At 61.2% G+C, this 26,553-nt stretch carries 22 protein-coding genes and 1 tRNA gene; 11 read left to right on the top strand and 12 right to left on the bottom strand.

Translation table 11 applies throughout. The features are described 5' to 3' along the window. Nucleotides 1–106 precede the first annotated feature (106 nt). Both NZ746_04230 and truD read left to right on the top strand, forming a co-directional pair. Nucleotides 107–1,210, top strand: coding sequence for a metal-dependent hydrolase (locus tag NZ746_04230; GenBank protein MCS6816573.1), 1,104 nt, complete (start codon nt 107–109; stop codon nt 1,208–1,210). A 9-nt stretch (nt 1,211–1,219) separates the two neighbouring features. After that, a complete protein-coding gene (gene truD / locus NZ746_04235; GenBank protein ID MCS6816574.1) occupies nt 1,220–2,479 on the top strand; it encodes a tRNA pseudouridine(13) synthase TruD in 1,260 nt (419 codons plus the stop codon). A 54-nt stretch (nt 2,480–2,533) separates the two neighbouring features. Here truD and NZ746_04240 read toward each other — a convergent pair whose 3' ends face one another. Then, nucleotides 2,534–2,737 (bottom strand): hypothetical protein, encoded by a 204-nt coding sequence (locus NZ746_04240; protein ID MCS6816575.1) that lies wholly within the window; start codon nt 2,735–2,737, stop codon nt 2,534–2,536. 253 nt (nt 2,738–2,990) lie between these two features. Continuing rightward, nucleotides 2,991–6,356, bottom strand: coding sequence for a fused MFS/spermidine synthase (locus NZ746_04245; protein MCS6816576.1), 3,366 nt, complete (start codon nt 6,354–6,356; stop codon nt 2,991–2,993). Nucleotides 6,357–6,527: 171 nt separating this feature from the next. On the opposite strand from NZ746_04245, the gene NZ746_04250 reads away from it, so the two are divergent. The 6 genes from NZ746_04250 (at nt 6,528) to NZ746_04275 (ending at nt 16,680) form a co-directional block, all read left to right on the top strand. After that, nucleotides 6,528–9,404 carry a carboxypeptidase regulatory-like domain-containing protein gene (locus tag NZ746_04250; protein MCS6816577.1) on the top strand — a complete coding sequence of 959 codons (2,877 nt, stop codon included), beginning with the start codon at nt 6,528–6,530 and terminating at the stop codon, nt 9,402–9,404. A 159-nt stretch (nt 9,405–9,563) separates the two neighbouring features. After that, nucleotides 9,564–11,117, top strand: a complete 1,554-nt coding sequence (locus NZ746_04255; GenBank protein MCS6816578.1) for a M20/M25/M40 family metallo-hydrolase — start codon at nt 9,564–9,566, stop codon at nt 11,115–11,117. A gap of 85 nt (nt 11,118–11,202) precedes the next feature. Continuing rightward, complete coding sequence (locus NZ746_04260; protein MCS6816579.1) at nt 11,203–14,403, top strand: glycosyl hydrolase; 3,201 nt, start codon at nt 11,203–11,205, stop codon at nt 14,401–14,403. A 150-nt stretch (nt 14,404–14,553) separates the two neighbouring features. After that, nucleotides 14,554–15,327 carry a 5'/3'-nucleotidase SurE gene (gene surE, locus NZ746_04265; protein MCS6816580.1) on the top strand — a complete coding sequence of 258 codons (774 nt, stop codon included), beginning with the start codon at nt 14,554–14,556 and terminating at the stop codon, nt 15,325–15,327. Further along, nucleotides 15,296–15,964, top strand: a complete 669-nt coding sequence (locus NZ746_04270) for a protein-L-isoaspartate(D-aspartate) O-methyltransferase (GenBank protein ID MCS6816581.1) — start codon at nt 15,296–15,298, stop codon at nt 15,962–15,964. Before surE ends, NZ746_04270 begins: the two co-directional genes overlap by 32 nt. Further along, nucleotides 15,961–16,680 (top strand): DedA family protein, encoded by a 720-nt coding sequence (locus NZ746_04275; GenBank protein ID MCS6816582.1) that lies wholly within the window; start codon nt 15,961–15,963, stop codon nt 16,678–16,680. The genes NZ746_04270 and NZ746_04275 overlap by 4 nt, the downstream gene beginning before the upstream one ends. Before the next feature lie 26 nt (nt 16,681–16,706). Here NZ746_04275 and NZ746_04280 read toward each other — a convergent pair whose 3' ends face one another. The 4 genes from NZ746_04280 to NZ746_04295 form a co-directional block, all read right to left on the bottom strand. Continuing rightward, complete coding sequence (locus NZ746_04280) at nt 16,707–17,207, bottom strand: GNAT family N-acetyltransferase (protein MCS6816583.1); 501 nt, start codon at nt 17,205–17,207, stop codon at nt 16,707–16,709. Then, nucleotides 17,204–17,968, bottom strand: coding sequence for a nicotinate-nicotinamide nucleotide adenylyltransferase (locus tag NZ746_04285; protein MCS6816584.1), 765 nt, complete (start codon nt 17,966–17,968; stop codon nt 17,204–17,206). The genes NZ746_04280 and NZ746_04285 overlap by 4 nt, the downstream gene beginning before the upstream one ends. A 116-nt stretch (nt 17,969–18,084) precedes the next feature. Continuing rightward, nucleotides 18,085–18,570, bottom strand: a complete 486-nt coding sequence (gene nrdR, locus NZ746_04290; GenBank protein MCS6816585.1) for a transcriptional regulator NrdR — start codon at nt 18,568–18,570, stop codon at nt 18,085–18,087. Continuing rightward, nucleotides 18,567–19,658 carry a flippase-like domain-containing protein gene (locus tag NZ746_04295; GenBank protein ID MCS6816586.1) on the bottom strand — a complete coding sequence of 364 codons (1,092 nt, stop codon included), beginning with the start codon at nt 19,656–19,658 and terminating at the stop codon, nt 18,567–18,569. The genes nrdR and NZ746_04295 overlap by 4 nt, the downstream gene beginning before the upstream one ends. 145 nt (nt 19,659–19,803) lie before the next feature. Here NZ746_04295 and NZ746_04300 point away from each other — a divergent pair, with 145 nt between their 5' ends. The 3 genes from NZ746_04300 (at nt 19,804) to NZ746_04310 (ending at nt 20,641) form a co-directional block, all read left to right on the top strand. Then, nucleotides 19,804–20,061 carry an HU family DNA-binding protein gene (locus tag NZ746_04300; protein ID MCS6816587.1) on the top strand — a complete coding sequence of 86 codons (258 nt, stop codon included), beginning with the start codon at nt 19,804–19,806 and terminating at the stop codon, nt 20,059–20,061. A gap of 38 nt (nt 20,062–20,099) precedes the next feature. Then, nucleotides 20,100–20,534, top strand: coding sequence for a MerR family transcriptional regulator (locus tag NZ746_04305; protein MCS6816588.1), 435 nt, complete (start codon nt 20,100–20,102; stop codon nt 20,532–20,534). A gap of 29 nt (nt 20,535–20,563) precedes the next feature. Continuing rightward, nucleotides 20,564–20,641: transfer RNA gene (locus NZ746_04310), tRNA-Pro, on the top strand. Nucleotides 20,642–20,653: 12 nt separating this feature from the next. Here the strand turns inward: NZ746_04310 and NZ746_04315 are convergent. The 6 genes from NZ746_04315 to NZ746_04340 all read right to left on the bottom strand — a co-directional run bounded on the left by NZ746_04315 (nt 20,654) and on the right by NZ746_04340 (nt 26,541). Continuing rightward, entirely contained in the window at nt 20,654–21,790 is a 1,137-nt protein-coding gene (locus NZ746_04315) for a fructose-1,6-bisphosphatase (GenBank protein MCS6816589.1), read from the bottom strand. A 96-nt stretch (nt 21,791–21,886) separates the two neighbouring features. Further along, entirely contained in the window at nt 21,887–22,594 is a 708-nt protein-coding gene (locus NZ746_04320) for a queuosine precursor transporter (GenBank protein MCS6816590.1), read from the bottom strand. Further along, nucleotides 22,572–22,811, bottom strand: coding sequence for a DUF3006 domain-containing protein (locus tag NZ746_04325; protein ID MCS6816591.1), 240 nt, complete (start codon nt 22,809–22,811; stop codon nt 22,572–22,574). Before NZ746_04325 ends, NZ746_04320 begins: the two co-directional genes overlap by 23 nt. After that, nucleotides 22,808–23,902, bottom strand: a complete 1,095-nt coding sequence (locus NZ746_04330) for an MBL fold metallo-hydrolase (GenBank protein MCS6816592.1) — start codon at nt 23,900–23,902, stop codon at nt 22,808–22,810. Before NZ746_04330 ends, NZ746_04325 begins: the two co-directional genes overlap by 4 nt. 7 nt (nt 23,903–23,909) lie before the next feature. After that, the gene (gene purF, locus NZ746_04335) at nt 23,910–25,355 is read right to left on the bottom strand and encodes an amidophosphoribosyltransferase (protein MCS6816593.1); all 1,446 of its coding nucleotides are present in this window, start codon (nt 25,353–25,355) and stop codon (nt 23,910–23,912) included. Nucleotides 25,356–25,416: 61 nt separating this feature from the next. Continuing rightward, complete coding sequence (locus NZ746_04340; protein MCS6816594.1) at nt 25,417–26,541, bottom strand: glycosyltransferase; 1,125 nt, start codon at nt 26,539–26,541, stop codon at nt 25,417–25,419. Between the last annotated feature and the right edge of the window lie 12 nt (nt 26,542–26,553).

A 26,553-nucleotide genomic window follows, 5' to 3' on the forward strand; every position in this document is an offset into this window, starting at 1 on the left:
GGGTGCGATCGAGCGGCTCCTGCGTCGGACGTGCGAGGGGTGAGGCTTTCGAGAACTCCGGCGATTGCTCGCTGCGACGAAGATTCGGTACGTTTGAAGGGCTGAGATGGACACGATCACGCACGGATTGATCACGCGGCTTTTCGCGAAGGCCATTGTACCTGAGCGGCGTGGACGCGATCTCATCGTGCTCGCGACCATTTGCAGCGTCCTGCCGGATGTGGACATCCTCTACGGCGCGGGCGATCCGTTGGCCGGGTTGCAGAATCATCGCGGATTCACCCATTCGCTTCTAGGAGCTGTCCTATTGGGATTCCCACTGGCAGCTCTCACTTATTACCGCCTTCCCCACAGGCTTCTGAAACGCGCGCGAGAGCGTTCAACGCTCCCGCACGGTGTGGAGCGCCGCGCGAGCCCATCAGAGCGCGCGGCCTATGGCTTCTGGGCCTTCTATCTGGCGAGCGTTCTCGGGATCGGTTCCCACATCTTCTTCGACCTGGTGACGTCCTACGGGACGATGATCCTGCAGCCGTTCTCCGATCGGCGATTCAGCCTCGACCTTTGGTTCATCATTGATCCGTACGTGTGGCTGATCCTCAGCGTGCCGTGGTTGCTGCGACGCGCGCTCGGGCCCGAGAGGTTGCGAAGACGGGGGACGGGATGGGAGTATCGCATCGCTGCGCTGCTCCTTGTGGGGTACATCGGACTCGCCGCGGGCGTGCAGATGACGGCGCTTCGCCAGTTGGAAGCGTGGACGAGAGTGCAGGGGATCTCGGCGACGACGATCGGGGCAATTCCCGTTGCCTTCTCACCACTCCGTCGCAAGGGCATCGTCATGACTCCCGATCGCGTCTACGACATTCCGATCCGCGTGACGAGTGCTGATTTCGGACCGATCGCCACATATCCTTCGCCGTTTCGCACGGATGATCCGTTCATCGTGCGCGCGTGGGCGACACCGCACGGAAAACGCTATCGGTGGTTCGCCCGCTTCCCGCTGGCCGTGCGCCTCGACGAAGAGGAGAGACAACGCGTCATCCTGTACGATCTGAGATTCCAGCCGCGGTGGGAGGATCTGGGGATTGTCGGACGAACGGTCGCGCGCGCTCTCCTGAAGCGTTGGCCCGAGTTGATGGAGCAAAAACGACAAGCCTTGGAGATCGTCTTCGACGCTCGTGGGCGCGCTGAGCGCATCGCCTTTTTGGATTGAGCGAGACCGATGTCGGAGGATCGCACACCTCTCTCCAGCACCGAGGAATCGGCGGTCGAAGCGCAAGTTCGCCACGGGAGACCGATCGCGTACAAGATCAAGGTCATGCCGGAGGATTTTCAGGTCGCGGAGATCTGCGATCTGACACCGTCTGAGCGCGGGCGGTATCGGCTCTATCGGTTGACGAAATCCGGATGGAACACGACCGATCTCTTGCGACGGCTGGCGCGGCGGTTCGGCCTCCCCTACGAAGCGTTCTCCTACGGGGGACGGAAGGATCGTCATGCCCTCACGACACAATACATCACGATCCGCGACGAGCGCGACTTTTCGCTCACTGAACCTGCGTTCTCGCTCCAGGCTCTGGGTTGGACGGATGAGCCGATGACGCCCGAATTCCTTCGGGGCAACGAATTCCGGATCACTCTGCGGGCGATGCGCGCGGAAGAAGTCGTCCACCTGGAGCGTAATCTCCGCGCCGTGCGGGACTATGGCTTGCCGAACTATTTCGACGATCAGCGCTTCGGCTCCTATGATCGAAAGCGCGGCTTCATCGCCGAACGGCTCCTGAAGGATCAGTGGGAGGAGGCGCTGCGGATCTATCTCACCCTCATCTATCCTGAAGAGAAGCGAATGGCGAAGGAGCGCAAGCGCTATTTCCTCGAACACTGGGGGCAGTGGGAGGCATGCTTGGAACGAGCGAAGACGGTGACCGAGCGTCGCCTCTTTCGGTTCTTGCAACGACATCGGGGGGACTACGTGGGAGCGGTCAATCTTATCCCGCGCGAGGAGCTGGCCATGATCCTCTCGGCCTATCAGTCCTTCCTCTGGAACGAGATGGTGCGCGAGATCGTGCGGACGTGGGCATCGTCGGTTATGGAAGTCCGCGGCGTTGTCACGCGATACGCCTTTTACCTGACGCTCTCCCGCGATGCGCTCGACTACTTGCGGGGGGTGAAACTCCCTACGCCGGGGCCTCGTGCCTCGCTCGCCGATCCGTATCTGGAGCACGCCTATCGGACAGTCTTGGAGCGCGCGGGGATCGTTTCAGATCGAGTCTTCGCGCTGAAGAAGCTGCGACGGGCTTACGTGAAGGCCGTTCCGCGCGATGTGATCTTGTTTCCGGAGGAGCTGGAGCTGCGCGATGTGGCGCCGGATGAGCGATATCCAGGCCGCGTGAAAGCCGTGCTGCGCTTCATCCTTCCACGGGGCGCCTACGGGACCATGGTCATCAAACGTCTCACACTGCGCCTCGAAGACGCGCCATAGATCGCTCTCAGCACGACGACACCGGTATCCGTGAAGCAACTTCTGCCGTCCACCTCATGTGGATAAGGAGGACACCCATCGAGGCGGCGTCGGCGTGCCGCTTACCTTCTGCCAGAATTCCTGAGCGATCTTCACGCGCTCTTCATGCGTGCGCCCTTGCTCGAGTAACCGAAATAGCTCATGCAGGCGTTGCTTCCGCCGCTTCAGCTTCCGATGTCGGCGCTGGCGTAACTCCTGTGCGCGCGTTCCTGCTCCCATGGTGCATCAGCCTCCTTTCCGCTCCAGGGAGATCTCAAGGGCAAAATTTATAGACGATCTCGGCTCCCTTGTCAAAATCGAGCCACTTCGATGTTCGCGCAGGAGATCCACCGGATTCGAAGAGACGAAATTACGCGCACGCCATGACCAGGGGAGACCTCACAAATCCCCTCCATGAGCGCACTCCCTGTTCAGACGATGTCGGGGCTGGGCCTTTTGGGGTGGAGGTCGCTCGGTGAACGGGTGTGGGGCGTCATGCCCGTCCATACAGGATCTCCCGCGCGAGGGGGTTGTGCGGGTCCCATCGCAGGACACGACGAGCCCAGGTGCGCGCCTCGCGCTTTTGGCCGCTGCGCCAGAAGGCTTCCGCCAGGCCGAGGTAGCTTTCCACATGGAGAGGATCTCGATCCAGAGCCTTTTGAAATTGCTCGCGAGCGTCGCGGAATTGCCCGGCGTTCAGGAGAAAGAGCCCGTAGTTGTAGTACGCCATCGCTTGCTTCGAATGAGTGCGCGTGATCTCTTCGAAGAGAGCGCGCGCTCGGGTGGTCTCGCCCATCTCGGCGGTGATCATGGCCACCAACGTGCGTGCTTGGAAATGCTGAGGATTCGCCTCGACGCTGCGCCGAGCGAGCGCGAGGGCATCGGCCAACGCTCCCTGCTGGAATCGAAGTGCGGCCAAGTGAAAGAGTGCGATCCCGTTTCCAGGATCAGCCTGTAGCCATCGTTGGCATGTCTCTTCGAGAGCCGCGACTTCGCGGGCTCCGGCCAAGCAGGCCGCGTAGCGCTCCAGGAGGCGGGAACTTTCTGCCGCCGTTCGAGCAGACATTGCACGCGATCTCGGGATTGGGGCCAGGGCCTTCTCAGCGTCCTCCCGAAGGATGGCGAGACACTGATCATAGCGCCCCTCCTCTTCGTACCACGTCGCGAGCGCCAGCCGTGCGTCAAGATTGCGCGGATCGTCTTTCAGCACTTGCTCGTAGAGCGCTTTCGCTTCGGCTCGCAGCTCGCGCGTGCGGGCGACGCGAAGCAGTCCCTCCAGGGCTTCTCGCGCACGAGGATAGCGCTCGATGGCGCGCCGGTATTCGCTGAACGCTTCCGAGAAGCTCTCGGCGCGCTCATACATCCGTCCTTTGTTTTGAAAGCTCTCCCAGGTCGCGCGCTGTAAGATCGCTCGAATCGCCGGAGGCGGTGGCAGCGCGCGGGGGAATCCCTGCAACGCTTGAAGATTCGATCGGCTCGTCTGCGCGTGCATTGCCCGTGGACTGGAGAATTCCAAGACGGGGTGATCATCCGTATGAAGCGGTGCCCCCTGAGCGAAGCGACCGAGGTCATCGTCGCGCATCACATAGAGGCTGAGCACGGCGTAGAGATCCGAGATCCCGAGGCGTTCGAGATCTTCCCGCACCGTCGCGCGATGGAAATTCTGCTCCAGACGCGTCAGATCGAGATCGAAAGTGGGATCCTTCGCCCCGATCAGCAGCAGATCGTTCTCGTTGAGCATCCAGAGGGATGCGCGGGGGAAGACCGCGTGGAACGTCCGCAGCAGCGTCTGCAGATCTCGCAGGGACATGTTGTAGCTATGGAACCATTGGCAGAGGAGCCCGCGGTCGGTCAACCGTGCTCGCGCCAATTGGAAGAATTCACGGGTGAAGAGCGCGCTCATGCCCGCCATCCACGGATTCGAAGGTTCGGAGATGATGACGTCGTACGATTCCTTGGCGAGCAGCAGATGGTTCCGTCCGTCGCCGAGAATCAGGCGAGCGCGCGAATCGTCGAGAACTCGATCATTGACATGCTCGAAGAACCGAGCTGCGCGCACGACCTCGGGCGAGATCTCCACGATGTCCACCCGCTCGAGCGGATGCTTCAGGGCGGCGCCCGCTGTCACTCCGCTCCCCAGGCCGATGACACACGCCCGTCGGGGGCGATCGGCCAGGAGAAGTGGCAGGTGCGCCAGCAATTTTTGCGTGAACATGTCGGCTCCGCCATCGCTCGCGTCTACCTTTCCATCGAGCGAGAGTTGATGTTCCTCCCCCACGCGGCGGACGGCGACTGTGGCTAGGGCGCCCTCTTTGTAGAAGAGCAGGTCGCCACGATGGGCGATGATCTCCACATCCACGTCGGCATAGTATGGCGCATATTTGTAGAGTCCGGCCGAGAGTCGTTCCACGTCCCATCGCGGGATGAGCGCAAAGAGCAGGAAGAAGAGGCCGAGGAGACCTGCCACAAGGCTTAGGCGAATGCTCGCTCGGGGCGAGAGCGACAGCAACAGCCCCGCGCTGATTCCCACGTTGATGAGGATGCCAACCCAGAACGTGCGCTCTGTCCCCAGATGGGGGATGAGCAGAAGTCCAGTCAGCAGTGAGCCCAGAACGGCTCCGATGGTGTTCGCAGCCAAAGCTCCTCCTGTGTCCCTACCAATGGCGCGCTCTTCTCGAAGGTAGAGCTTGACGATCACAGGGAACGCGGCTCCCGAGAGCATCGTGGGGACGAGCAAGAGGCCGGCGATGATCGCCCCTTGTATCAACTGAAGTCGAGCGTAGTGCTCGGCATGGATCTGCACGATCTCGCTCACCACAAGCGGCAGGCGATTGAGGATCGGCAAGGTCGCGGTGACCGAGAGTCCCAGGAGGGTGTAGAGGCTCGCTAAGAGCCGCGTGAGCTTCGCTCGTCCGTCGGCGCGCTCTCCCCACCGATCGCTCCACGGAGCGAGCAAACGACTCCCCAGCGCGAGCCCCAAGATGAAGATCGTCAACATCAGACCGAATGCATAGACGGTCGGCCCGAGTAAAAGAGCAAGGACGCGCGTATAAGCGACCTCATAGAGGAGCGCGGCGAATCCGGAGAAGAAGAAGACAAGCAGAAGGGAAGGAGAATGGAGCAGTGACGATTCCGAAGCAACGTCTCGTTGCCGCGTGCCCTCGAAGACGCCATCGGGGCGGCATCCGATTGAGAGGAGCGCTTCATGGCGTTCTTCGATGGAGACAGTGCGGGCACATCCGAAGGCGATCGCGGCGACGAGGATATTCAGTGCGACGGCGAGCAGTTGCGTTCGGCTGAGCCCCAGCGCGGGGATGAGGAGGAAGCCGCTGCTAAAACTACCCGCCGCTGCGCCGAACGTATTAATGGCATAGAGCCGACCGATCTCACGACCAAGCTGCGCGAAGCGCCCGCGACCGAAGAACGCGCTGAGTACGGGGAATGTCCCCCCCATGAGCGCGGTTGGGGGAAGCAAAAGAAATGCGCTCGCGATCGCCTTCACCGTCGTGAAGAGCGCCGGAGATAGAGTGCGATGCCCGAAGATCAACAACGGTTCGAGCCACCACCGACTTCCCAACAATGCGAGCGCCCAGAGCCCGATGCCTAACTCCATAAGCGCATACGCGCGAAGCAGCGTCGAGGGACGGGCCCGCAGCGTCGCCCATCGTCCGAATCCATAACTGCCAATGGCCAATCCCCCCATGAAGACGGCGAGGATGAAGCTCGTGGAGAGGAGCGCGTTCCCGAACACGAGTGAGAGAGCGCGCATCCAGACGACTTCGTAGACGAGGCCGCAAAATCCCGAGAGCAGGACGCTCAGCATCAGCGCATGTCGGAGGCGATCCCGACGGTTCGACATAATTCGGCGCCCGAAGTGTATCCGAAAAGGCAGCGGCGGGTCAACGCGATGGAGATCGCAGGCAAGCGCAGCGAAAACGCACGCCGGTGCGGTAAAAGTATATTGCCTCGCGTGGGGACTTATGGTATAAATTTGCCGCACTTGCGACCAAACTAAGGAGGGAGGAAGAGTATGGCGAGGAAGTGGTGGGGTCTGACGCTCGCTCTTCTCCTCAGTGCGTCGCCTCTCCTTGTGTTCGCTCAGGAGATCACAGGGAATATCAATGGGCGCGTCACGGATGAGAAGGGCGATCCGATTCATGGCGTGAAGGTCACGCTGACGAGTCCCGTGCTGATGGGCGAGCGAGTGACGACGACGAGCGAACTGGGCACGTATGCGTTCACGGCTTTGCCTCCGGGCATGTACACGCTCAAGTTCGAGGCGCAAGGGTTCAGGACGCTCATCCGCACGGACATCGAGGTCCGCGTGGGATTCACAGCGACCATCAACGCGAAACTTGACGTCGCGGCCATCGAGGAGACCGTGACGGTCGTCGGTGAGACGCCGATCCTGGACGTCTCGACGACGCAGGTGGGCGTCAACTATACGGAGCGATTGCTGAAGGAACTGCCGACAGCGCGCGACATCTGGGTGACGCTGGCGATGACGCCGGGCGTCACGATGGTCGGGCGGCATGATGTTGGAGGCTCGACGGCGGGGACGCAGACGGCCTATCGGAACTACGGCGCGCGAGGCCAGAACTGGCCGAACATTGACGGTGTGATTACGGCCGAAGGTTCGGAGGCAGCCGGATTCTACTACGACTACGGTGCGTTCACTGAGATGCAGATTGTGGCGGCCTCGAACAGCGCGGAGGTTCCCGTTCCCGGCACTTTCATCAACACGGTCATCAAGACTGGGACCAATGAATTTCACGGCGACCTCTACGTGGACTACGAGCGCGAGGGGTGGAATTCCGATAACGTGAAAGGGCGGAGCTACAAGTTGCCCACGGGGGCCGTCCTCCCGCTTGTGGACATGGGCATCCCGCGCGCGGCGAAGATCAAGCTCTACAACGACTGGAACGCGAATGTAGGCGGGCGGATCATTCGTGATAAGCTCTGGTGGTTCGCTTCCTGGCGCGATCAGCGCAATCATGCTGGCGCGCTCGGATGGGTCTCGCCGAAAGGAGAAAAGGACTTCTTCCCCACGCGCTTGCAGAATCAGACGATCAAGCTGACGTATCAGCTCACGTCGAAGAATACGATCCACTGGTTCGCACAAGGCGGGCGCAAGATCCAACCCTATCGGAATTGGCTCGCGCCGGCTCCGGATCGGTTCACCTCTCCTGATGCCGTCGCCAATCAAGACTCCTGGTCTTGGGCTGGGAAGATCCAGTGGGTTTCCACGCTCACCCCGAAGGTGTTGCTGGACGTGAACGTCGGACACATGGGCTACGACTGGCCGCAACGGCCGTATAGCAATCGGCCGCGCTACCGCGACTTCAACAACTCGCTCTTTCAAATCGGTCCGCCTGAAGGCGCGTTCTTCCTGAACGAGCAGCGACGCTGGCAGTGGCAAGGTCATCTCTCCTGGCGCGTGGATAATTTCCTGCGCGGGAGCCATAACTTGAAGTTCGGCATCTGGCGGCTTTTCGAAGCCCGACGACGAACGGAATACGGCGTCTGGGCGGGCAATGCGCGCGACGTCGTCTATTGGTTCCGCGGCTGCACGGGCGTGGCCCCGAACCTCTCCTGCGATACGGCGACCCCGGTCGAGATCCGGCAGTACAACTATCCGTGGTTCTTCCATCACGGGCTGCACACGACGTCGTTCTTCGTGCAGGACGGATGGGAGTTGGGACGACATCTCCGGCTCAATCTCGGGATGCGTCTGGATAGCTATCGCAATTTCTGGCGAGATCAGAAGCAGCCGGCGGGCCGCTTCCAACAGGAATACGTGATCCCGAAAAACGATGACGTGCTCAGTTGGACGAGCGTTGCTCCGCGCTTGGGTCTGGCCTGGGACCTGTTTGGCGACACGAAGACCGTGATCCGCCTGAGCTATGGGCGTTATTACTTCAATCCGAGCACGGACATCGTGGCGGCGGTGAATCCCTCGACGCTCACTTACAAGCGATTCGCCTGGAACGACAGGAACGGCGATCGCGATTGGTCGCCCGATGAGTTGACGCTGATTGACGTCGTGGGCGGACAAAATCGTAGGCTCGATCCGAATGTCAAGCATCCCTACACGGATGAATTCACGGCGGGGATCGAGCGCGAGCTCATGCGCGATCTCTCGGTCCGCTTCAACTTCGTGCGGAAGTTCGAGAAGAATCGGTGGACGAGCTTTCCGCTCCACGCCCCCTTCTCGGCTTACAATGTGCCGGTGACGGTGACCGATCCCGGACGCGATGGGCGGGTTGGGACGGCAGACGATCGTCAGATCACGCTCTACGATATTGATGATCCGGCGCGGCTGGCGAATCCGCGATTCCTCATCGCGACGAATCCGGCTTATCAGAATAACTTCGCGGCTTACGAGATCGAGGTCCTCAAGCGGATGTCGCGGCGGTGGATGCTGCTCACTGGGTACACGATCCAGAAGCTCAACGGGTGGACCGAGGGGATCAACGATCAGTATCCGACCAATCCGAATGCGCTGCTCAACAGCGCGCGTCACACCTGGGAATGGCTCTACAAGCTGCAGGGGATTTACGAGTTGCCCTGGGGCTTCCAGTTCAGTACCGTCTTCAAGCACCAACGGGGTGATCCTTATCGGCGAACGTTTGCCGCCACGCTTCCGAGGCTGCGGACCGTCACTGTCGCGACCGAGGGATTTGATTCCGGCCTGCGCTTGCCGAACGTGAACATTTGGGACGTGCGCCTCATGAAACGCTTCCGGATCGCCGAGCGGCATCGCCTTGATGCGATGTTCGACCTCTTCAACGTGCTCAATGCGAACACGCCGCTGGAGGTCGTGACGACGACGGGGGCGCGCTTCGGACAACCGACGCGTATCCTGGGGCCGCGCGTCTTCCGCTTGGCGTTCCGATATTCGTTCTGAAAAGACGGACTCATCGGTCGCCCGGCCACGGGCGACCGATGGCGCCCATATGGGCGATCTCAGATATGGCAGCGAGCGCCGCGTCTTACAGGGGATGAGTCGGTCTCGCTGCCGATTTTTCTCTTCTCGAGGACCTCGTCAGGGAAAGGAGGGGAAACGATGAAGATGACGCGGAAGGAATTCCTGGAGTTCACCGGTCGGGCGATGATGGGCGCGCTCGTCGCACCCGACTTCTTCCATTTCTTGGAGGCGCCGCGCGGGTTCATCGAGGACATCCTCGAATCGCCGCGCGTGAAGAAGATCCACAAGTACATCGAGGAGCACAAGGAACAGCACATCGCCAAAATCCAGCGCGATCTCCGGCAGCCTTCGGTGAGCAGTTGGAACATGGGAATTCAGGAGATGGCCGAGCTGATGCGGGAGTCGTTCAAGGAGCTGGGCTGCAAAGAAGCGGAGCTGGTCAAGACGGACGGATATCCGGGCGTCTGGGCCTGGTACGATGCGGGCGCGCCGAAGACGATCTCGACCTACATGATGTACGATACGCAGCCCTTTGACGAGAAGGAGTGGTCGTCGCCACCGCTGGCGGCCAATCGGGTGAAGATGGATCCGTTCGGCGAGGTGATCATCGCGCGAGGGGCGATCAATTCCAAGGGACCAAACCGCATGTTCCTGAACGCGTGCGAGGCGATCATCGCCTGCGAGGGGAAGCTGCCCGTCAACATCATGTTCACGTGCGATGGGGAAGAGGAGCAGGGGAGTCCCCACTTCCATCAGGTGCTCGCTCCGTATATCTCCCGCCTCAAGACATGTCGGGCGCATTTGAGCGCCGGTCCGTCGCAGAATCGCGAGGGATTCGTCAACATGTATCTGGGCAATAAGGGGATCGCCTACGTGGAGCTGGAATGTCACGGCCGGTACTGGGGGCGAGGACCACAGCGCATGCCCATTCATTCGAGTCGCAAAGCGATTCTCGACAGTCCTGTCTGGCGCTTGGTGAAAGCCCTCTCGACGATGGTGGACGAGACGGGCAATAAGATTCTGATCGAGGGGTACTACGACGCCATCGTCCCGCCGACGGAGGAAGAAGTGATGCTCGTCAACACATTGATCGCGCGATTCGGTGAGCGCGCGCTCGCCTCCGAGCGGGAGAACGTGAAGGTATGGATGAACGATTGGTCGGCGGCCGAGGCGATCTGGCATCTCGTCTTCGATACGACGCTTAACATCAACGGCATCTGGGCGGGCTACACGGGTCCGGGCTCGGCGACGATCCTGCCGGAGAAGGCCGCCGTGAAAATTGATAGCCGTCTCGTCCCGAATCAGGTGATTGATGAACAGATCGCGCTCATTCGCCGTCATCTCGATAAGCACGGCTTCAGCGACATCAAGATGACGAAACTCGGTGGCGGCGATGAGTGGTCGCGCACGAGCGTTCGCGCGCCGGTCGTCCAAGCGGTGCTCTCCGTGTACAAACATTACGGGATTGAGCCCGCGATCTGGCCGCGTTCGGCCGGCTCGAGCCCGCAGGCACAATATACGCGCCCACCGCTCAATCTTCCCGCGTGCTCGGGCGGACTCGGTCATGGCGGTCGCGCGCACGCCATTGACGAGTATTTGGTGATCGAGGGCAACGATCGTGTGGCCGGACTTGTCAAAGCCGAGCAGTCTATTGTAGACATCCTCTTCGCGTATGCCTATTGGCCGGAGTAGGGAGAAGTGAGTCGGGGGGGGATGTCCACCTGTGAGGATCATCCCCTCCGGCCAAAGGCGAGTCTTCGCTTGAAGGAGGAGGGGTATGTTGATCTTGCCGATGAGGATTCGTCGAAAGTTTCTCGGGCTTCTTTGTTGTGCCCTCCTTGTGGGAGGGATTCAGCCGCTCCTGTCCCCCTCGGCGTTGGGAACAGCTCAGGAGCGCGCGGTCCGCTATGATCCGAAGCTCTATCAAGCGTTGCAGTGGCGCTTGATCGGACCGTTTCGCGGCGGGCGCGTGACGGCCGTCGCCGGAGTACCCAGTCAACCGATGACCTTCTACATGGGCGCGACGGGAGGTGGGGTTTGGAAGACCGAAGACGGAGGCATGACCTGGCGGAATATCTCCGATGGCTATTTCAAGACCGGTTCGATCGGCGCGATCGCTGTCGCTGATTCGGATCCGAACGTCATCTATGTCGGCACGGGCGAGGCCTGTCCGCGCGGTAACGTCTCGCACGGCGACGGCGTGTACAAATCCACCGATGGGGGGAAGACATGGGTGAACGTGGGACTCCGCGATACGCGCCATATCGCGCGGATTCGTATCCACCCGCAGAATCCGGATCTCGTCTACGTCGCGGCGCTCGGGCACATCTTCGGCCCCAATGAGGAACGCGGCATCTTCCGTTCCAAGGATGGAGGGAAGACGTGGGAAAGAGTGCTCTACGTGGACGAGCGGACAGGAGCGATTGATCTCGCCATGGATCCGACCAATCCCCGCATCCTCTATGCCGCATTCTGGCAAGCCTTGCGTCAGCCCTGGACGTTCGTGAGCGGTGGTCCTGGCAGCGGACTCTACAAGACGACCGATGGAGGCGATACGTGGATCAAGCTGACGAATGGCCTTCCGCAGGGGATCAAAGGGCGCATTGGCGTCGCCGTCTCCCCCGCGCGGCCGGATCGCGTGTGGGCGATTGTAGAAGCGGAGGATGGAGGCGTCTTTCGCTCCGATGACGGCGGGCGCAGTTGGCGGCTCGTGAATAAGGAGCGAAAGTTGCGCCAGCGCGCGTGGTACTATTCGCACATCTACGCCGATCCGAAGGACCCCGACACGGTCTACGTCCTCAACGTGCAGTTCTTCAAGTCCATTGATGGGGGGCGAACGTTCGACATCGTCATTCGCGCACCGCATGCGGATCATCACGATCTCTGGATCAATCCGAACAATCCGCTGATCATGGTCAATGGCAACGATGGTGGGGCGAACGTCACGTTCAACGGGGGACAGACGTGGTCGCCGCAGAGCAATCAGCCGACGGCGCAGTTCTATCGCGTGGCTGTGGACAATCGGTTTCCGTACTACGTGTACGGTGCGCAGCAGGACAATACAACCGTTGCGATCGCCAGCCGCACGACGGGTCCGGGCATTGATCGGCCCGATTGGTATCCGGTCGGCGGGGGCGAGAGCGGTCACATCGCTCCCGATCCCCGCGATCCCCATATTGTCTACGCGGGCAGCTATGGCGGACTCATTACTCGATACGACCATCGCACGCGACAGGCGCGCAACATCACGGCCTGGCCGCAAACGGCCGTGGGCGAAGCGGCCAAGGATCTGAAATATCGGTTTCAGTGGAACGCACCCATTCTCATCTCGCCGCACGATCCGAGGGTCCTCTATCACGCGGCACAGGTGCTGTTGAAGTCCACGGACGAGGGACAGACGTGGCAGGAGATCAGCCCTGATCTCACGCGCAACGACAAGACCAAACAGGATTATTCCGGGGGACCGATCACGCGGGACAACACGGGCGTCGAAGTCTACGGCACGATCTTCGCCTTGGCAGAATCGCCGCGTCAGGCTGGCGTCATTTGGGCGGGCACCGATGACGGACTCGTTTGGGTCACCCGCAATGGGGGGAAGAATTGGGAGAATGTGACGCCGAAGGAAATGCCTGAGTGGGGGACGGTCAACACGGTCGAAGCCTCTCCGCACGATCCGGCGACGGCCTATATCGCCGTACATCGCTATCGGCTCGACGACTATCGGCCCTACATCTTCAAGACGAACGATTACGGGAAGACGTGGAAGAAGATCACGCGTGGCCTGCCCGAGAATGATTTCGTGCGCGTTGTGCGTGAAGATCCGGTGCGACGCGGCCTCCTCTATGCGGGGACGGAGACGGGCGTCTACGTCTCCTTCGACGATGGGGAGACGTGGCAATCATTGCAACTGAATCTGCCGGTCGTCCCGATCCATGACCTCGTGGTGAAGGACACGGATTTGGTGGCGGCGACGCACGGGCGCTCGTTCTGGATCTTGGATGATCTGACGCCGCTCCGCGAGCTGACGGATGCCGTTGCGCAAGCGGACGTTCACCTCTTCACTCCGCGTCCCACCTATCGTATGGAGGGAGGGAGCGCCGATATTCCGGGCATGGGGAAGAATCCGCCCAACGGCGTGATCGTCCACTACGTCTTCAAGCAAAAGCCCGAGGGCGAGGTGAAGCTCGAATTCCTCGACGCGCGCGGCAATGTCATTCGGACGTTCAGCAGTCGCGCTCGTGAGGAAGAAACGCCGCCACCGCCGATGGCGGAATTCCTTGGGACGGGACCGACGCCGCAACGCGTTCCCGCTGAGGCCGGCATGAACCGATTCGTATGGGATTTGCGATATCCCGATCCCGTGCGAGTGCCGGGTGCGGTCACATGGGGGAGCGCGCGGGGGCCAAGAGTCGTGCCGGGCACATATCAGGTGCGTCTCACCGTCGGGGGGAAGACGCTCGTGCGCTCTTTCGAGGTGAGAAAGGATCCGCGTGTGACGACGACGCTGGAGGAGCTGCAGGAGCAGTTTGATCTGCTCATGCAGATTCGCAATGCGATCAATGATGTTCATACGGCGGTGAATCAACTGCGCGATGTGAAGCGCCAGCTCGAGGAATTGACCAAGCGCCTGGGCAATCATCCGCAGGGGCGGACGCTCGCCGATTCGGCCCGCGCGCTTCAGGAGCGGCTCACGCGCATTGAGGAAGAATTGTTGCAGACGCGGAACGAGGCGCCGCAAGATCCGCTCAACTTCCCACCCAAACTCAACAATCAATTGATCACGCTCTATGGCGTTGTGGCGAGCGCTGACGCGCGTCCGACGGCGGCTGCTCGAGCGCGCTGGGAGGAGTTGAAGGCGCAGGTCGCGCGACAGCTCGGTGATCTTCGCCAGGTTTTGGATCGCGATCTCGCGGATTTGAACAGGCGCATGAGGGATTCGGGCATTTCGCCCGTCTTCGTCACAGCGCCTCAGCAGTGATCGTCTCTTCAAAGCGTTCCCTCGCCTCGTCCACGCCCTCCGCGAGGCCTCTCTTCGGAGGCGATGCCGGGGAGAGGCCTCGTTCAGTTGCCTTTCCTCTTCGCCTGTGCTAGCTTTGCTCGCTCAACGAGAACGCGACCATGAGGGAGTATGCCGAGGATTCTCATCACGAATGACGACGGGATTCATTCCGAGGGGATTCGGAAATTGGAGGAGAAATTGCGGGCGGTGGGCGAGGTCATTGTCGTTGCTCCCTCCCATGAGATGAGCGCCGCCTCACATGCCTTGACGCTCGGGCGTCCGCTCCGCATTGACCGCATTGATGATCGCCATTTCGCCGTGGATGGGACCCCCACCGATTGCGTGACGCTCGCTATGGCGACGATCCTGCGCGAAGCTCCGCCGGACATCATCGTCTCCGGGATCAATCACGGAGGGAACCTCGGTGACGATGTGCTCTATTCGGGGACGGTTGCGGGAGCTATGGAAGCGCTCGTTTACGGTCTGCCGGGCGTGGCCATCTCTCAAGTGGGGCGCGGTGAAGTCGATTTCGAACCGGCGGCGCAATTCGCCGCGCAGTTGGTGCGCAAGGTCCTGGCCCACGGGCTGCCGGAGCGCACGGTCTTGAACGTGAACGTCCCGCGCGGACCGATCCGCGGTGTGCGCCTCACCCATCAGGGGACGCGCGTCGCGCGCATTCGCATCCATGAGGGGGTTGATCCGCGTGGACGTCGGTATTACTGGATCGGCGAAGAACATGCCGAGTGGAATCACGAAGAGATGAGCGACTACGAGGCCATCCGAGAGGGGTACATTTCGATCACCCCGTTGCACAATAACCTGACGAACTTTCGCGCCTTGGAGGAATTACACTCCTGGGCCGCCCTCACCGATGAGCTTGCTCTCCCCGAACCGAAACGGTGATCCTTACGCCCGCGCGCGGCATCGCATGGTGGAACGATTGCGGGAGAAGGGGATTCGCGATCCGCGCGTCCTGGAGGCGATGGAGCGCGTCCCTCGACATCTCTTCGTGGAAGAGGCTCTCTGGCCACGAGCGTATGACGATCACCCGCTGCCGATCGGCTATGGGCAGACGATCTCGCAACCGTATATAGTGGCGCGAATGACCGAGCTGCTGGAGGTCAGACCGGGCGATCGCGTGTTGGAGGTCGGTGCGGGATCGGGCTATCAGACAGCGATCCTCGCCACCTTAGGAGCGCAGGTCTACGCCGTCGAGCGCATTCCGGAATTGGCCGCACGCGCGCAGGCTCGACTGGAAGCGCTTGGGATTCCTAACGTCGTGATCCGAGCCTTCGATGGGACGCTTGGATGGCCGGAGATGGCGCCCTTTGATGGCATCCTCGTTGCCGCCGCAAGTCCCACCGTTCCGCAACCGTATCTCGAGCAGCTCGCTATCGGAGGACGACTCGTCATGCCTATTGGGGATGAGACGTATCAACGGCTCATGCGCTTGATCAAGGGGGAGCACGAGAACGTCGTGGAATGGCATGGTGGGTGCGTGTTCGTCAAGCTCATCGGACGATACGGATGGACGGAATGAGCGATTTGGGGAAGAGGCGAACGTCGGAGGAGCGAGCGACGCCGACGACGGCCCAAGGCCTCGAGGAGGCGCGCATCTGCGGCCGTCTTTCCCTCTTTCGCCTGTCTCGAGAGGCCGTGGCGCGCTTCCGCGCGGGGATGCGTCACCTCTATGCGTGGACATTACGATGGGCGCAGACACCACAGGCCGTGCTCGCTCTCTTCTTGGTCGCGTTCGCTGAATCCTCCTTCTTTCCGATTCCTCCGGACGCTCTCTTGATCGCGATGGTCGTGGCGATGCCGCGCCGATTCCTTCGTTACGCGATCGTGTGCACGCTCGGCTCGGTGCTCGGCGGGATGTTCGGATACCTGATCGGCTATGCCTTCATGGAGACGCTCGGTTGGCGCATCATTGACTTCTACGACGCGCGCGCAGTGTGGGGGGAATTTCAGGCGAAGTATCACGCCTATGGGACCCTCTTCCTCGCCATCGCGGCCTTCACACCGATCCCCTATAAGGTCGCGACGATTGCCTCAGGAGCGACGCGCTTGGATCTGCTCGCCTTCGTACTCGTCTCTTTGCTAGGGCGGGGAGCGCGTTTCTTTCTGGTTGCTGGATTGCTCCGTCTTTTTGGGGAGCCGATCCGTGCGTTCATCGAGAGGTACTTCGACGTGCTGTCGCTCCTTTTCGTGCTGCTTCTGATCGCGGGATTCCTCGTTCTGGGATATGTGCGATAGAGAGCGGTGCCCTCATGGGAGAGGCGTTAGAAAGCACGCTGCCCCTCGTTCGTGTCCTCGAGCCGCTTTCCCATGCGAAGGGCGTCTTTCTCACCCAAATAGTAGCCCCTGATCCGCTCGAGCACGACGTAGCCATGCTTCGCGTAAAAGCGAATCGCCGGGATATTGTCCACGGCCGTTTCCAGTAAGACGGCACGAGCGCCCGCTCGATGCAGCCGGCGTTCCGCCTCTTGCAGAAGGAGGCTCCCGATGCCTCGTCTTTGCCAATCGGGATGTACGTCTATGGTCACGAGATGTCCAATGCGAACCTTCGCGCGCTCCAGTGGAAGGCGTCCGATCTCAAGGCGCGCGATGAGGAAGCCGACGATCTCGCTCTGAGGGCCTTCGGCGACGATTGTGAAGGCGCGGCGGTCTGCGAGGTACAAACGCATCTCCTCGGTCGTATAGGCGATGCCCTGGGGAAAACAGAGCCGGTCAATTTCACAGAGACGGGCGAAATCTTCCGGGCGATAGTCGCGAAGGATCATCGGTAGAGATTGGTCGCTCGGAGGTAGGCCTCAACGGCTTCCGGAACAAGCGTCGCGATGGGTTCACCCATTCGGAGGCGCCGTCGCACCTCTGTCGCGGAGATGGCTTTCACCTCCTCGGGAAGTTCCAAGCAAGCGATGCGCTGGCGGAAACGGGCTGCCTCTTCATCCAAAAGTCGCTCGAGCGCTGAGCACGTGAAAGAACCTCGCGCTGCGACGATCATCCGGCTCGCCGAGAAGAGATCTTCCAATGCGGCCACTCGATCGGGATAGGGCTTGTAATAGCGGCCGAGATAGTGTCCTTCTCGGTCCAAGAGGCGCTCGAACGTATCCGAGCCGACCAGGAAGGTGATCTCCGAGGTCGGATGCTCTCGTTGCAGGGGCAGGATCAGGTCGACGAAGAAGGGATGGGTGGCCACGCCGATGGCAATCGTCGAGTCGGTTTGGAACGTCACCAGAAGCATCGCCGCGCGATCTTCGAGCGAAGCCTCATACGTCCGCTTGTCGGCGTTCGTGAGACCCAATAGAAGCGCGATCGCCTCTAGGTGAAAATGTTCGCGCGCGCGTGCGACGATCTCCACATGGGCGCGCGTGAGTGGATTGAACGAGGCGGGGAAAACGCCCAAATGGGCCGGCGATTGCTCCAAGCGGCGAATCCAGGCGATCGTGGGCGCATCCGTCGGCGAGCGCGTGGCGAGAGCCTGGCGGATGGACGCCTTCAGGGCCTCGATATCGGGCGTTCGCTGCTCCGCCTTCGACATCTCGGCAGGATTATAGCATGAGTGGTGGCGGAAGTTCCCGCGCGAAAGATGCTCCGCATTCCTTGGCTCGCGATGAAGAGGCAGTCCCTCGTCCTCACCTCGGGAAGGCGAAAGGGTCATGAGCGAGTTGATTTCCGGGAGGGCTTCGCCTTCCTCCGCACCAATCGCTTGAGTTCGGCCATGAATTCGGAGACGTCTTGGAACTCCAGGTACACGGACGCGAAGCGCACGTAGGCGACCTTATCCAGCTCCTTGAGTCGCCGCATGATCAACTCCCCGATCTTTTGCGTCGGGCGCTCCCGATCGGGAGAAGTTCGGACATACGATTCGACGGCATCGACGATCGCTTCGATCTTAGCCATCGGGATGGGACGCTTCTCGCACGCCTTCAAGATTCCCGCGAGGACTTTTTGACGGTCGAACGGTTCCCGTCGCCCGTCTTTTTTGATGACCATGTAGGGGATCTCGTCAATCCGCTCATAGCTGGTGAAGCGGCGGCCGCACTTGAGACATTCGCGTCGGCGGCGAATCGAATCGCCTTCGCGCGACTCCCGGGAATCCACTACGCGATCTTCCAGGTGTCCGCAGAATGGGCATTTCATAAGCGGTCGCTCACTCTCCAGGGAGAAGGATCGTTCGGGATATCCTCCCGTTCGGTCTCACGCGAAGAGGGCATGGTGAATGTCATTTCCGCCAGGACCAGCTCGCGCAGGGGTCCCCATGAGAATCCTCCGCGTCGGAGGAAATAAGGGCTCACCAAAAGAGCTGGTCCGAAGCTCACCACATGCATGATCAACGCCATGCTCGCTGCCGTATTTCTCTCGATGCCGAGCCACATCAGTCCCAGCATCGTCGTCGTGTGGAACGCTCCGGCGGACCCCCCTGGGGTCGGCACCAGAGAGCCCAACATCGCGAAGCCGATGACAAATATGACGGAAGCGACCGTCAAGTGCAAGCCGAAAGCCCGTACGACTAACCAGAAGCTCGCCGTCACAAGTCCCCACGTCATGAGCGTGTAGCCCACCGCGCGGGCCAATGCCCGAACGTCATGCAGGACTGACAGGCCATCGGCCAAGTGGCGAAGGAGATTGAGGGCAGGCCGACGAAGTTTCTCCGGGATCCATCGAGAGCGTCGCTCTAACACCTCCAGAATCCCATCCGCTCGAAAGCGGAAGACCGAGAGGCCCACCAAGCCCAAGAGTGAGAGTAAGAGAGCCGCTTCTCCGAAGTTCCTGAGCGCCGCGAGTGGCTCCGGCGAGCGGCTCGAGTTGCAGACGAAGAAGAGGCTCACAGCGAAGGCGACGGTCACGGTGATCATGTCGCAGATGCGTTCGATGAGGATCGTCGCCAGGGTAGCGCTCGGGCGAATCCGCTCGCGGAGACTGAGGACCAGAGGGCGCGTCGCTTCCCCAATGCGCCCGAACACGAAGATCGTGGAGAAGCCGATCACGGTCGCGGCCAGAGCGTTTCCCAACGTGGGTGTTCTCACCGGAGTCAAAAAGACTCGCCATCGCAGCGCTCGTGTCAGATAGGTCGCCAGAATGGGGACGATGGCCAAAAGGGCTAAGGTAACGTTCATGCGCCTCAGGCTCTCTCGCACCAAAGGCCAATCGAGCTGATACCAAAAGGCACCCAGCAGCCCTGCGGCCACAAGCAACCAGAAGATGAACGTCACGCCTTTCCGTCGCATCGCGTGACCCGGGCTAAGGCTATCCGAAGCCCGAACGGGCGGTCAAGCGCGATCCTTCGGCTCAACTTCCGATTTGTTCCCGACGACTCATTGACAGGCCGTGGGGAAAGCCGTAAGATAGTGCCGATGTGAGGGGCGAGCGACGATGACGAAAGCCGACATCGCGCGAGCGGTCTACAATCGGCATGGTGGACTTTCGACGCGGGAAGCGACGGCTCTCGTGGATCTGATTCTGGAGATCATCAAAAACCGGCTGGCTCAGGGGTACAAAGTCTGCTTGGGGCGCGTGGGCGTGATGGAGGTCATCGAGCGCACGTCGCGTCGAGGGCGTCCGCCCTCGGGCGGTAGGAAGCCGACCACGCGCGTTCTGATCTTTCGACCAGCCCGAGCGTTGCGGGCATGAATTCGATGATGGGAGGCCTTGGGGGAGGGAAAAAGCCTATGCAGCCGGTGAAGGCCATTCCGGATAAGCTCTATTTCAAGATTGGCGAGGTTTGCGAGATCACGGGTATTCAACCCCATGTCTTGCGGTATTGGGAGACGGAGTTCCCGCAACTGGCTCCTGAGAAGAATCGCGCCGGACAGCGCGTCTACAAGCGGCGCGACATCGAATTGATCTTGCGAATCAAGAAGCTCCTCTACGAGGATAAATTCACGATCGCCGGCGCGCGAAAGCGCTTAGCTGCCGAATCTCGATTCAAGCTCTTATCCTCGGAATCTCCTTCTGAAACCATGGAAGGTGCGAGCGAAGGTCCGCCCCCCTCGGTCTCTCCCAGAGTATATCAGGTCCTACGCGACATCAGGCGCGGGTTGGAAGAGCTGTTGGCGATGCTGAACCAAAGTGATATAATCACCTCTTCGAAGCGAACGCCTTGAAGGCAGGGACTCGACAAAAAAAGACGACACGGGACGTGGCGCAGCCTGGTTAGCGCGCTTGCTTGGGGTGCAAGAGGTCGCCGGTTCAAATCCGGCCGTCCCGACCAATTTTTTTGTTGTTAATCCCGCGTGATGAACTCTCGATCTAGGGCTTCGAGCGTCTCCACAATCCCCGTATACGCGAGTTCCGTATGCGACGCCATTGTCGGTCCGATGAACCCTTGGCGACGCCATTCGTCGGCCTTGGCTTGGACCTTCAATCGCGTCTGATCCCATACGGGACCGCCGAACATATCCACACACTCCTCGGCGAATCGCCCTTCAGCGTCCATGGAGAAAGCCAGGCAGGAGACGATCGGCAGACAGAATGGCCCGGTCACAGGCGTATTGATGGGGACGGGCATGAGCGGCATCACATGCGATCCACGGGCATCGCCCGCGACGAAGTGCCCAAGCAGGAAGGGTTCGACGATCTCCTCAGGAGCTGGGAAGATGCCCTGCGTGCGGACGATCGCCACCGGATCATCCTTCCCCGTATAGCGGCCGGCGATATTGTGCAGGCGCGTGGCCGAGACGGCGACGATTTGCTCATCGGGCTTATAGCGCGAATGAATCGCTTCGACGGCGAACCGATCCGGATTTTGTAAGAGTGTCGCGACATCCCAGATCCGCTCGGGGACATCGAGGCGGATGATCCGATCCTTGTCCTTGGCGTCCATGTCAATGATGGTGAAGGTGAAGCCCTGATGCATCTTCGGGTTGAGGAGCAAGCCGCCATTGTGCATGGGATCACAGAAAGCCGCGTACAGGGGATAATTGTACGCGCCCGGGCTGCACTTGTCGGCGGCGAACACGAGAAAGGCTTCGGCCGGCCGATCCTTGCTCTTCGGATCGCGCTCGAACTCGATTTCGGCGACGGCCGGACCCGCGCCGCGGATGTTCCCCGACGGCGCATCCACCAACAGATCTTGTCCGGCGCCATACAGTCCCTGCTTGCGTGCGACCTCGGTCGCTGCCAAGAAGCAATCCCAGGCGAAACGATGGACCGCTTGGGCTCCCACCCCATGCGTATGGCTCATGATGAGCGCGATGTCATCACCTGTGAACGTGACAAGCCCATCAATGAGCAGCCCCTTCGTCCCGGAACACGCCGCCTTCATTTCTTCCCGAACGACGTGAAGCATCCGTTCGGATGGGCGCGTGTGTCCGCCAATGGAACCCACGTCGGCTTTGATGACGGAGAGCGTGACCTTCATGGTTGTCCTCCTCAAAGAAGATTCACCGCCCAATCTCCGGCTCTGGACTGGAGGCCTATTATATCATCGGAGCGAGCGCTCGGAAACTGCGCCCGCTCATCCCCTGAGCGAGAGAGGGGTGAATCGCGTCTTGAGATCGTAGACGTCCACTCCCTCCTTCCGTTTCAAAAATGCCACGATCGCATAGGTCGCCGGCGTCGCTGCGGCTTCGTAAAGGGACTTCGCGAGCCACTGCGTCAGGAAGGTGCGAAAGAGTGCACTCGTCGGAATCGTTCCGGCGAAGGCGAGCGTCAGAAACAGCAGCGAATCAACGGCCTGACCGACAAGAGTGGAGCCGATCGTGCGCATCCAGAGCCAGCGTCCGCGCGTGAGGGCCTTCATTCGAGCGAGCACGTAGGCATTCGTGAACTCGCCGAAGAGGTAGGCCGAGAATGAGGCGGCGAGAAGGCGCGGGGTATATCCGAGGATGCGCTCATATGCAGCTTGTCCGTCCCAGAAGGGAGCTGGCGGGAGGATTTGCCCGATCCAGATGGCAGCGACCGTGAGCAGATTGCAGAAGAAGCCGAGCCAGATGACGCGCCGTGCTTGCGCGTAGCCGTACACCTCCGTGAGGACATCGCCGAAGATATAACTGATCGGGAAGACGATGATCCCGGCCGGGACGACCCATCCGCGAAGCTCCACGAGTTTGACGCCCGTGATGTTGGCCGCGATCAAGCACGTGATGAACCCAGCGGTCACGAGCACGAACCAAATGGAATATCCGCGCGCGCCATCCCCTTCAGAGTTTGAACCGCTTCTCATCCGGCTGCCCTCGGGTCAGTTCTCGCAGCAGTTCTTCCGCGCGGCGGCGTTCCCGCTCGCGGCTTTCTCGATCGAGCTCGAAGCTCACGCGAAGATGATCGCCGGCGACGACGCCCGGTGGCAAGTATCGAAGCGGAATGTCGAAGCGGAGGCGATCGTCCTCATACAGGTAGCACACGGCGATGTTCTCCTCAATGCGATCCACGACGAGCTTCATGGTCGGTTCCTCCGGGGCGCGAGATCAGCTTGGACCGTGCTCCTAGCGAAGGGAAGCTTCGGGGTTCCGTCAGCGGCGTCTCTCGTAGAAGGAGAGGGCGCGTATACCTCCTCGGCCCGCAAGCGCGGACGTCGTCCGCGCCAGAGGTCCTCGGCGGCTACAGTCCGCTCGGGGCGAACCTCATACTGGCGTCCATCGCTTCGGATCACGATCTCGCCTTCGAGATCGGTGCGATGTAACTGGCGCGCCCAGCGGCGCAGCCGGTCCAGAGTCTCTTGCGCCGGATGGCCGTATTCGTTATCCGCCCCGCAGGAGATGATCGCGACCTCCGGACGCACCCGTTCCAAAAACGCCCGCGTCGTCGAATGGCGCGATCCGTGGTGAGCGACCTTGAGCACGCGCACGGCAAGCGGCGCTGTGGAGTTCTCGCGTTCGATGAGGCGATCTTCGGTCTCGCGCTCGCTGTCCCCGGTGAAGAGCATGGAGAACGCGCCGTAGCTCAATCGCGCGACGATCGAATTCGCGTTCTCGTCGCTGCGCGTCCCCTGAAGGCGTGGGGAAGACGGAGCTAGGATCGAGAGCGTCACGCCCGCCCCGAGCTCGAATTCCTGTCCCGCTTCGGCGACCACGAAGCGAATCCCCTTCTCCCGAATCTTCTCCAGCATGCGCGTGTACGTGCGCGTCGGATACGGTTGACCGCTATCCAGGAACAGACGAACGGGAACGGCGTCGAGTACGGCCACCATGCCGCCGATATGATCGGCATGTGGGTGCGTGGCGATGACGAGATCGAGCTGCGTGACGCCATATCGAGCGAGAGCCTCGCGGACCCGATCGGCAGCCTCCGGAGGCCCAGCATCAATGAGCACCGCTTTGCGCTCGGGGGTAAGGATGAGGAAACTGTCGCCTTGGCCGACATCGAGGGCGACGACCGTCAGCTCTCCTGCTGAAGGCAATGGCTCGCGCCGCCACAGTTCGAAGCGAGAGAGCAGAAAGGTCGCGATGAGCAGCAGAACGCCGAGGAGCAACCACAGCAGCGTTCGTCGTCGGAGTCGTGGCATCGCCGTGCGCGTTCGTCGTCGTCGGGCCATGTGCGCCTCACGAGCGTTCGAACAGGGAAACAGGGTGCATCGCTACCGGAGATCCCGCGCAGCGAACGCTCCGGGGCTGATATTCCGGATCGATCTCCGTCGGATAGCGTCCCGTATAACACGCCGTGCAGTAGCGCGTGTCGTGCGGGTCGCCGCAAGCTTCCAGCAGCGAGGCGTAACTCAAGTATCCGAGGCTATCGGCCCCCAGGAACTCACGAATCTCCTCGAGGGACATGCGGGCAGCGATCAGCTCTTCCTTGCGCGGCGTGTCAATGCCGTAATAGCAGGAGGCGACCGTCGGGGGGCAACTGATGCGCACATGAATCTCCCGCGCTCCGGCGGCGCGGATCATTTGCACGATCTCGCGACTCGTGGTGCCCCGTACGATGGAATCGTCCACGAGCACGATGCGCCGACCATCGAGTAATTCGCGCACGGGATTGAGCTTGACCTTCACCCGCAGATTGCGAATCGCCGCGCGCGGCTCGATGAACGTGCGCCCGACATAATGATTGCGGACCAAGCCGAAGACCAGGGGGATTCCGGACTCCATCGAGTATCCGATGGCCGCGGCCACGCCGGAATCGGGGACCGGGACGACGACGTCGGCCTCGGCCGGATGCTCTCGCGCCAGCAGTCGTCCGAGCAGATAACGCGATCGGCTCACAGGACGCCCGAAGACGATGCTATCCGGGCGAGAGAAATACACGTGCTCGAAGATGCATTGCGTCGGACGCTGCCGGGGGAAGGGAAAGAGCGAACGCATGCCGCGCTCATCCACGACGATCACCTCGCCCGGCTCCACGTCGCGCAGGAGCGTGGCTCCGATCAGATCGAACGCGCAGCTCTCGGAGGCGAAGACCGTGGCGCCGTTGAGCGTGCCCAAAAGCAGCGGTCGAAAACCGCGGGGATCGCGCACGGCGATGAGCGCACGGGGCGTCGCGAAGAGCATCGAGTAGGCGCCGTCCAATTGCGCGAGCGCTTCGACGATCGCGCCCAGCAGATCGCGCGCGCGCGACCGCGCGATCAGATGCAGCACGACCTCCGTGTCGCTCGTGGATTGGAAGATTGCGCCCTCGCGTTCCAGCTCCGCGCGCACGCGCAGCGCTTGCGGCATGTTCCCATTGTGGCAGACCGCGATCTGTCCCCCATGGAAACTGACGACCATGGGCTGCGCTTCGCGCACGCTCACTTCGCCCGTGGTCGAATAACGCACGTGCCCGATGGCCGATCGTCCCGGCAATTCGGTGAACGTCTCTTCGCGGAAGACTTCGCTCACATATCCCAAGCCGCGGACGACGTGCAAGCGTTCGCCATCGGAGGTCGCGATGCCGGCCGATTCCTGCCCTCGGTGCTGCAGGGCATAGAGCCCGTAGTAGGTCAATCGCGCCGCTTCTTCGTGGTCGTAGATGCCAAAGACGCCGCAGGCTTCGCGGAGCTTCTCATCGCTCATGGCCGATCCGCCTATGTAACGGTTTGCTTTTACTGCACGCCATCGGAAAAGTCAATGGCGTCTAGGACGGCGAGTCGGTGTGCGCCGCTTCTTCCAAAAGGCTCCCACGTCGAGCGCAGTGCTGAATCGCCCGTCGAATGGCCTCGGCGTGGACGGCGACGCGATATCGCTGCACGGCCACTTCGCGCGCGGCGCGTCCCATCTGTCGTCGCAGCTCGGGATTCTCCAAAAGCAATCGCAAGCGATCGTACCATTCCTCCGGCGAACGAACGAGGAATCCGGTGACGCCGTCCTCGAGAATCTCCGTGACGACGCCGACAGCGGAGGCGACAGTGGGAATGCCGACGGCCATGTACTGAATCGCCTTCAATCCGGATTTCCCCACGGACCATTCGTCCTCGATGAGGGGGTAGAGGCCAATGTCCAGGGAGCGGAAGTCTTCGACCTCGCGGTCCAGCGCCCATCGCCGATTCTCCACCTCGACCGTGCGCAAACGAACGGGTTCAGTCCCGCCGACGACGAGCAGGCGAAACGTGAAGTCTCGGCCCAATTCTTCGAGTACGGGCAGGAGCGTCTTCAAATAGCGAAACGTCGAATGGCTCCCGATCCATCCGAGTACGGGTGGATCCGAAGCCTCAGCCTTTGGCACGAACAGATCCGTGTCCACGATGGTCGGCAGAAGCAGGACGGGTTTCTCGCGCTGGCGCACGTATTCGGCGATGAGCCGATTTCCCGCCACGACGACATCGGCCCATGCGATGAGCCGATCGGTTTTGCCAAACCATTTGAGCGGTCGAACCCATGGCCCGTAGGTGGGGCTCACATAGGGCACGAAGGTTGCGTCATCCAGATCCAGGAGCATCGGTTTGCGCAAGCCTCGGACGATGAGCCATTCCAAGACTGGCGGGCCTAGCGGCGCTGCCTCGCGTTGGATCCACACGACGTCGGCGCGCGCGGCTCGAATGAGCGCGCGCGAACTCCGCAGCAGAGCGGCCAACAATCCCGCGATCTTCTTCCCCCAATGCCCTCGTTCGTACAAGATGGCGAAGACGTCGTGCGAGAGGAATGTTTGAAGCTCCACCTCTATGCCGCGCGCTGCCAGCCACGGCCCGTATTGGACGACGCGATAGCGGGTCGCCGCGGCTTCGATCGGATACGAGGCGAGTGCGAGCACGCGAAGACGCATAGCATCGCACGC

The sequence above is a fragment of the Blastocatellia bacterium genome, assembly GCA_025055075.1.
Classification (GTDB): Bacteria; Acidobacteriota; Blastocatellia; order HR10; family HR10; genus HR10.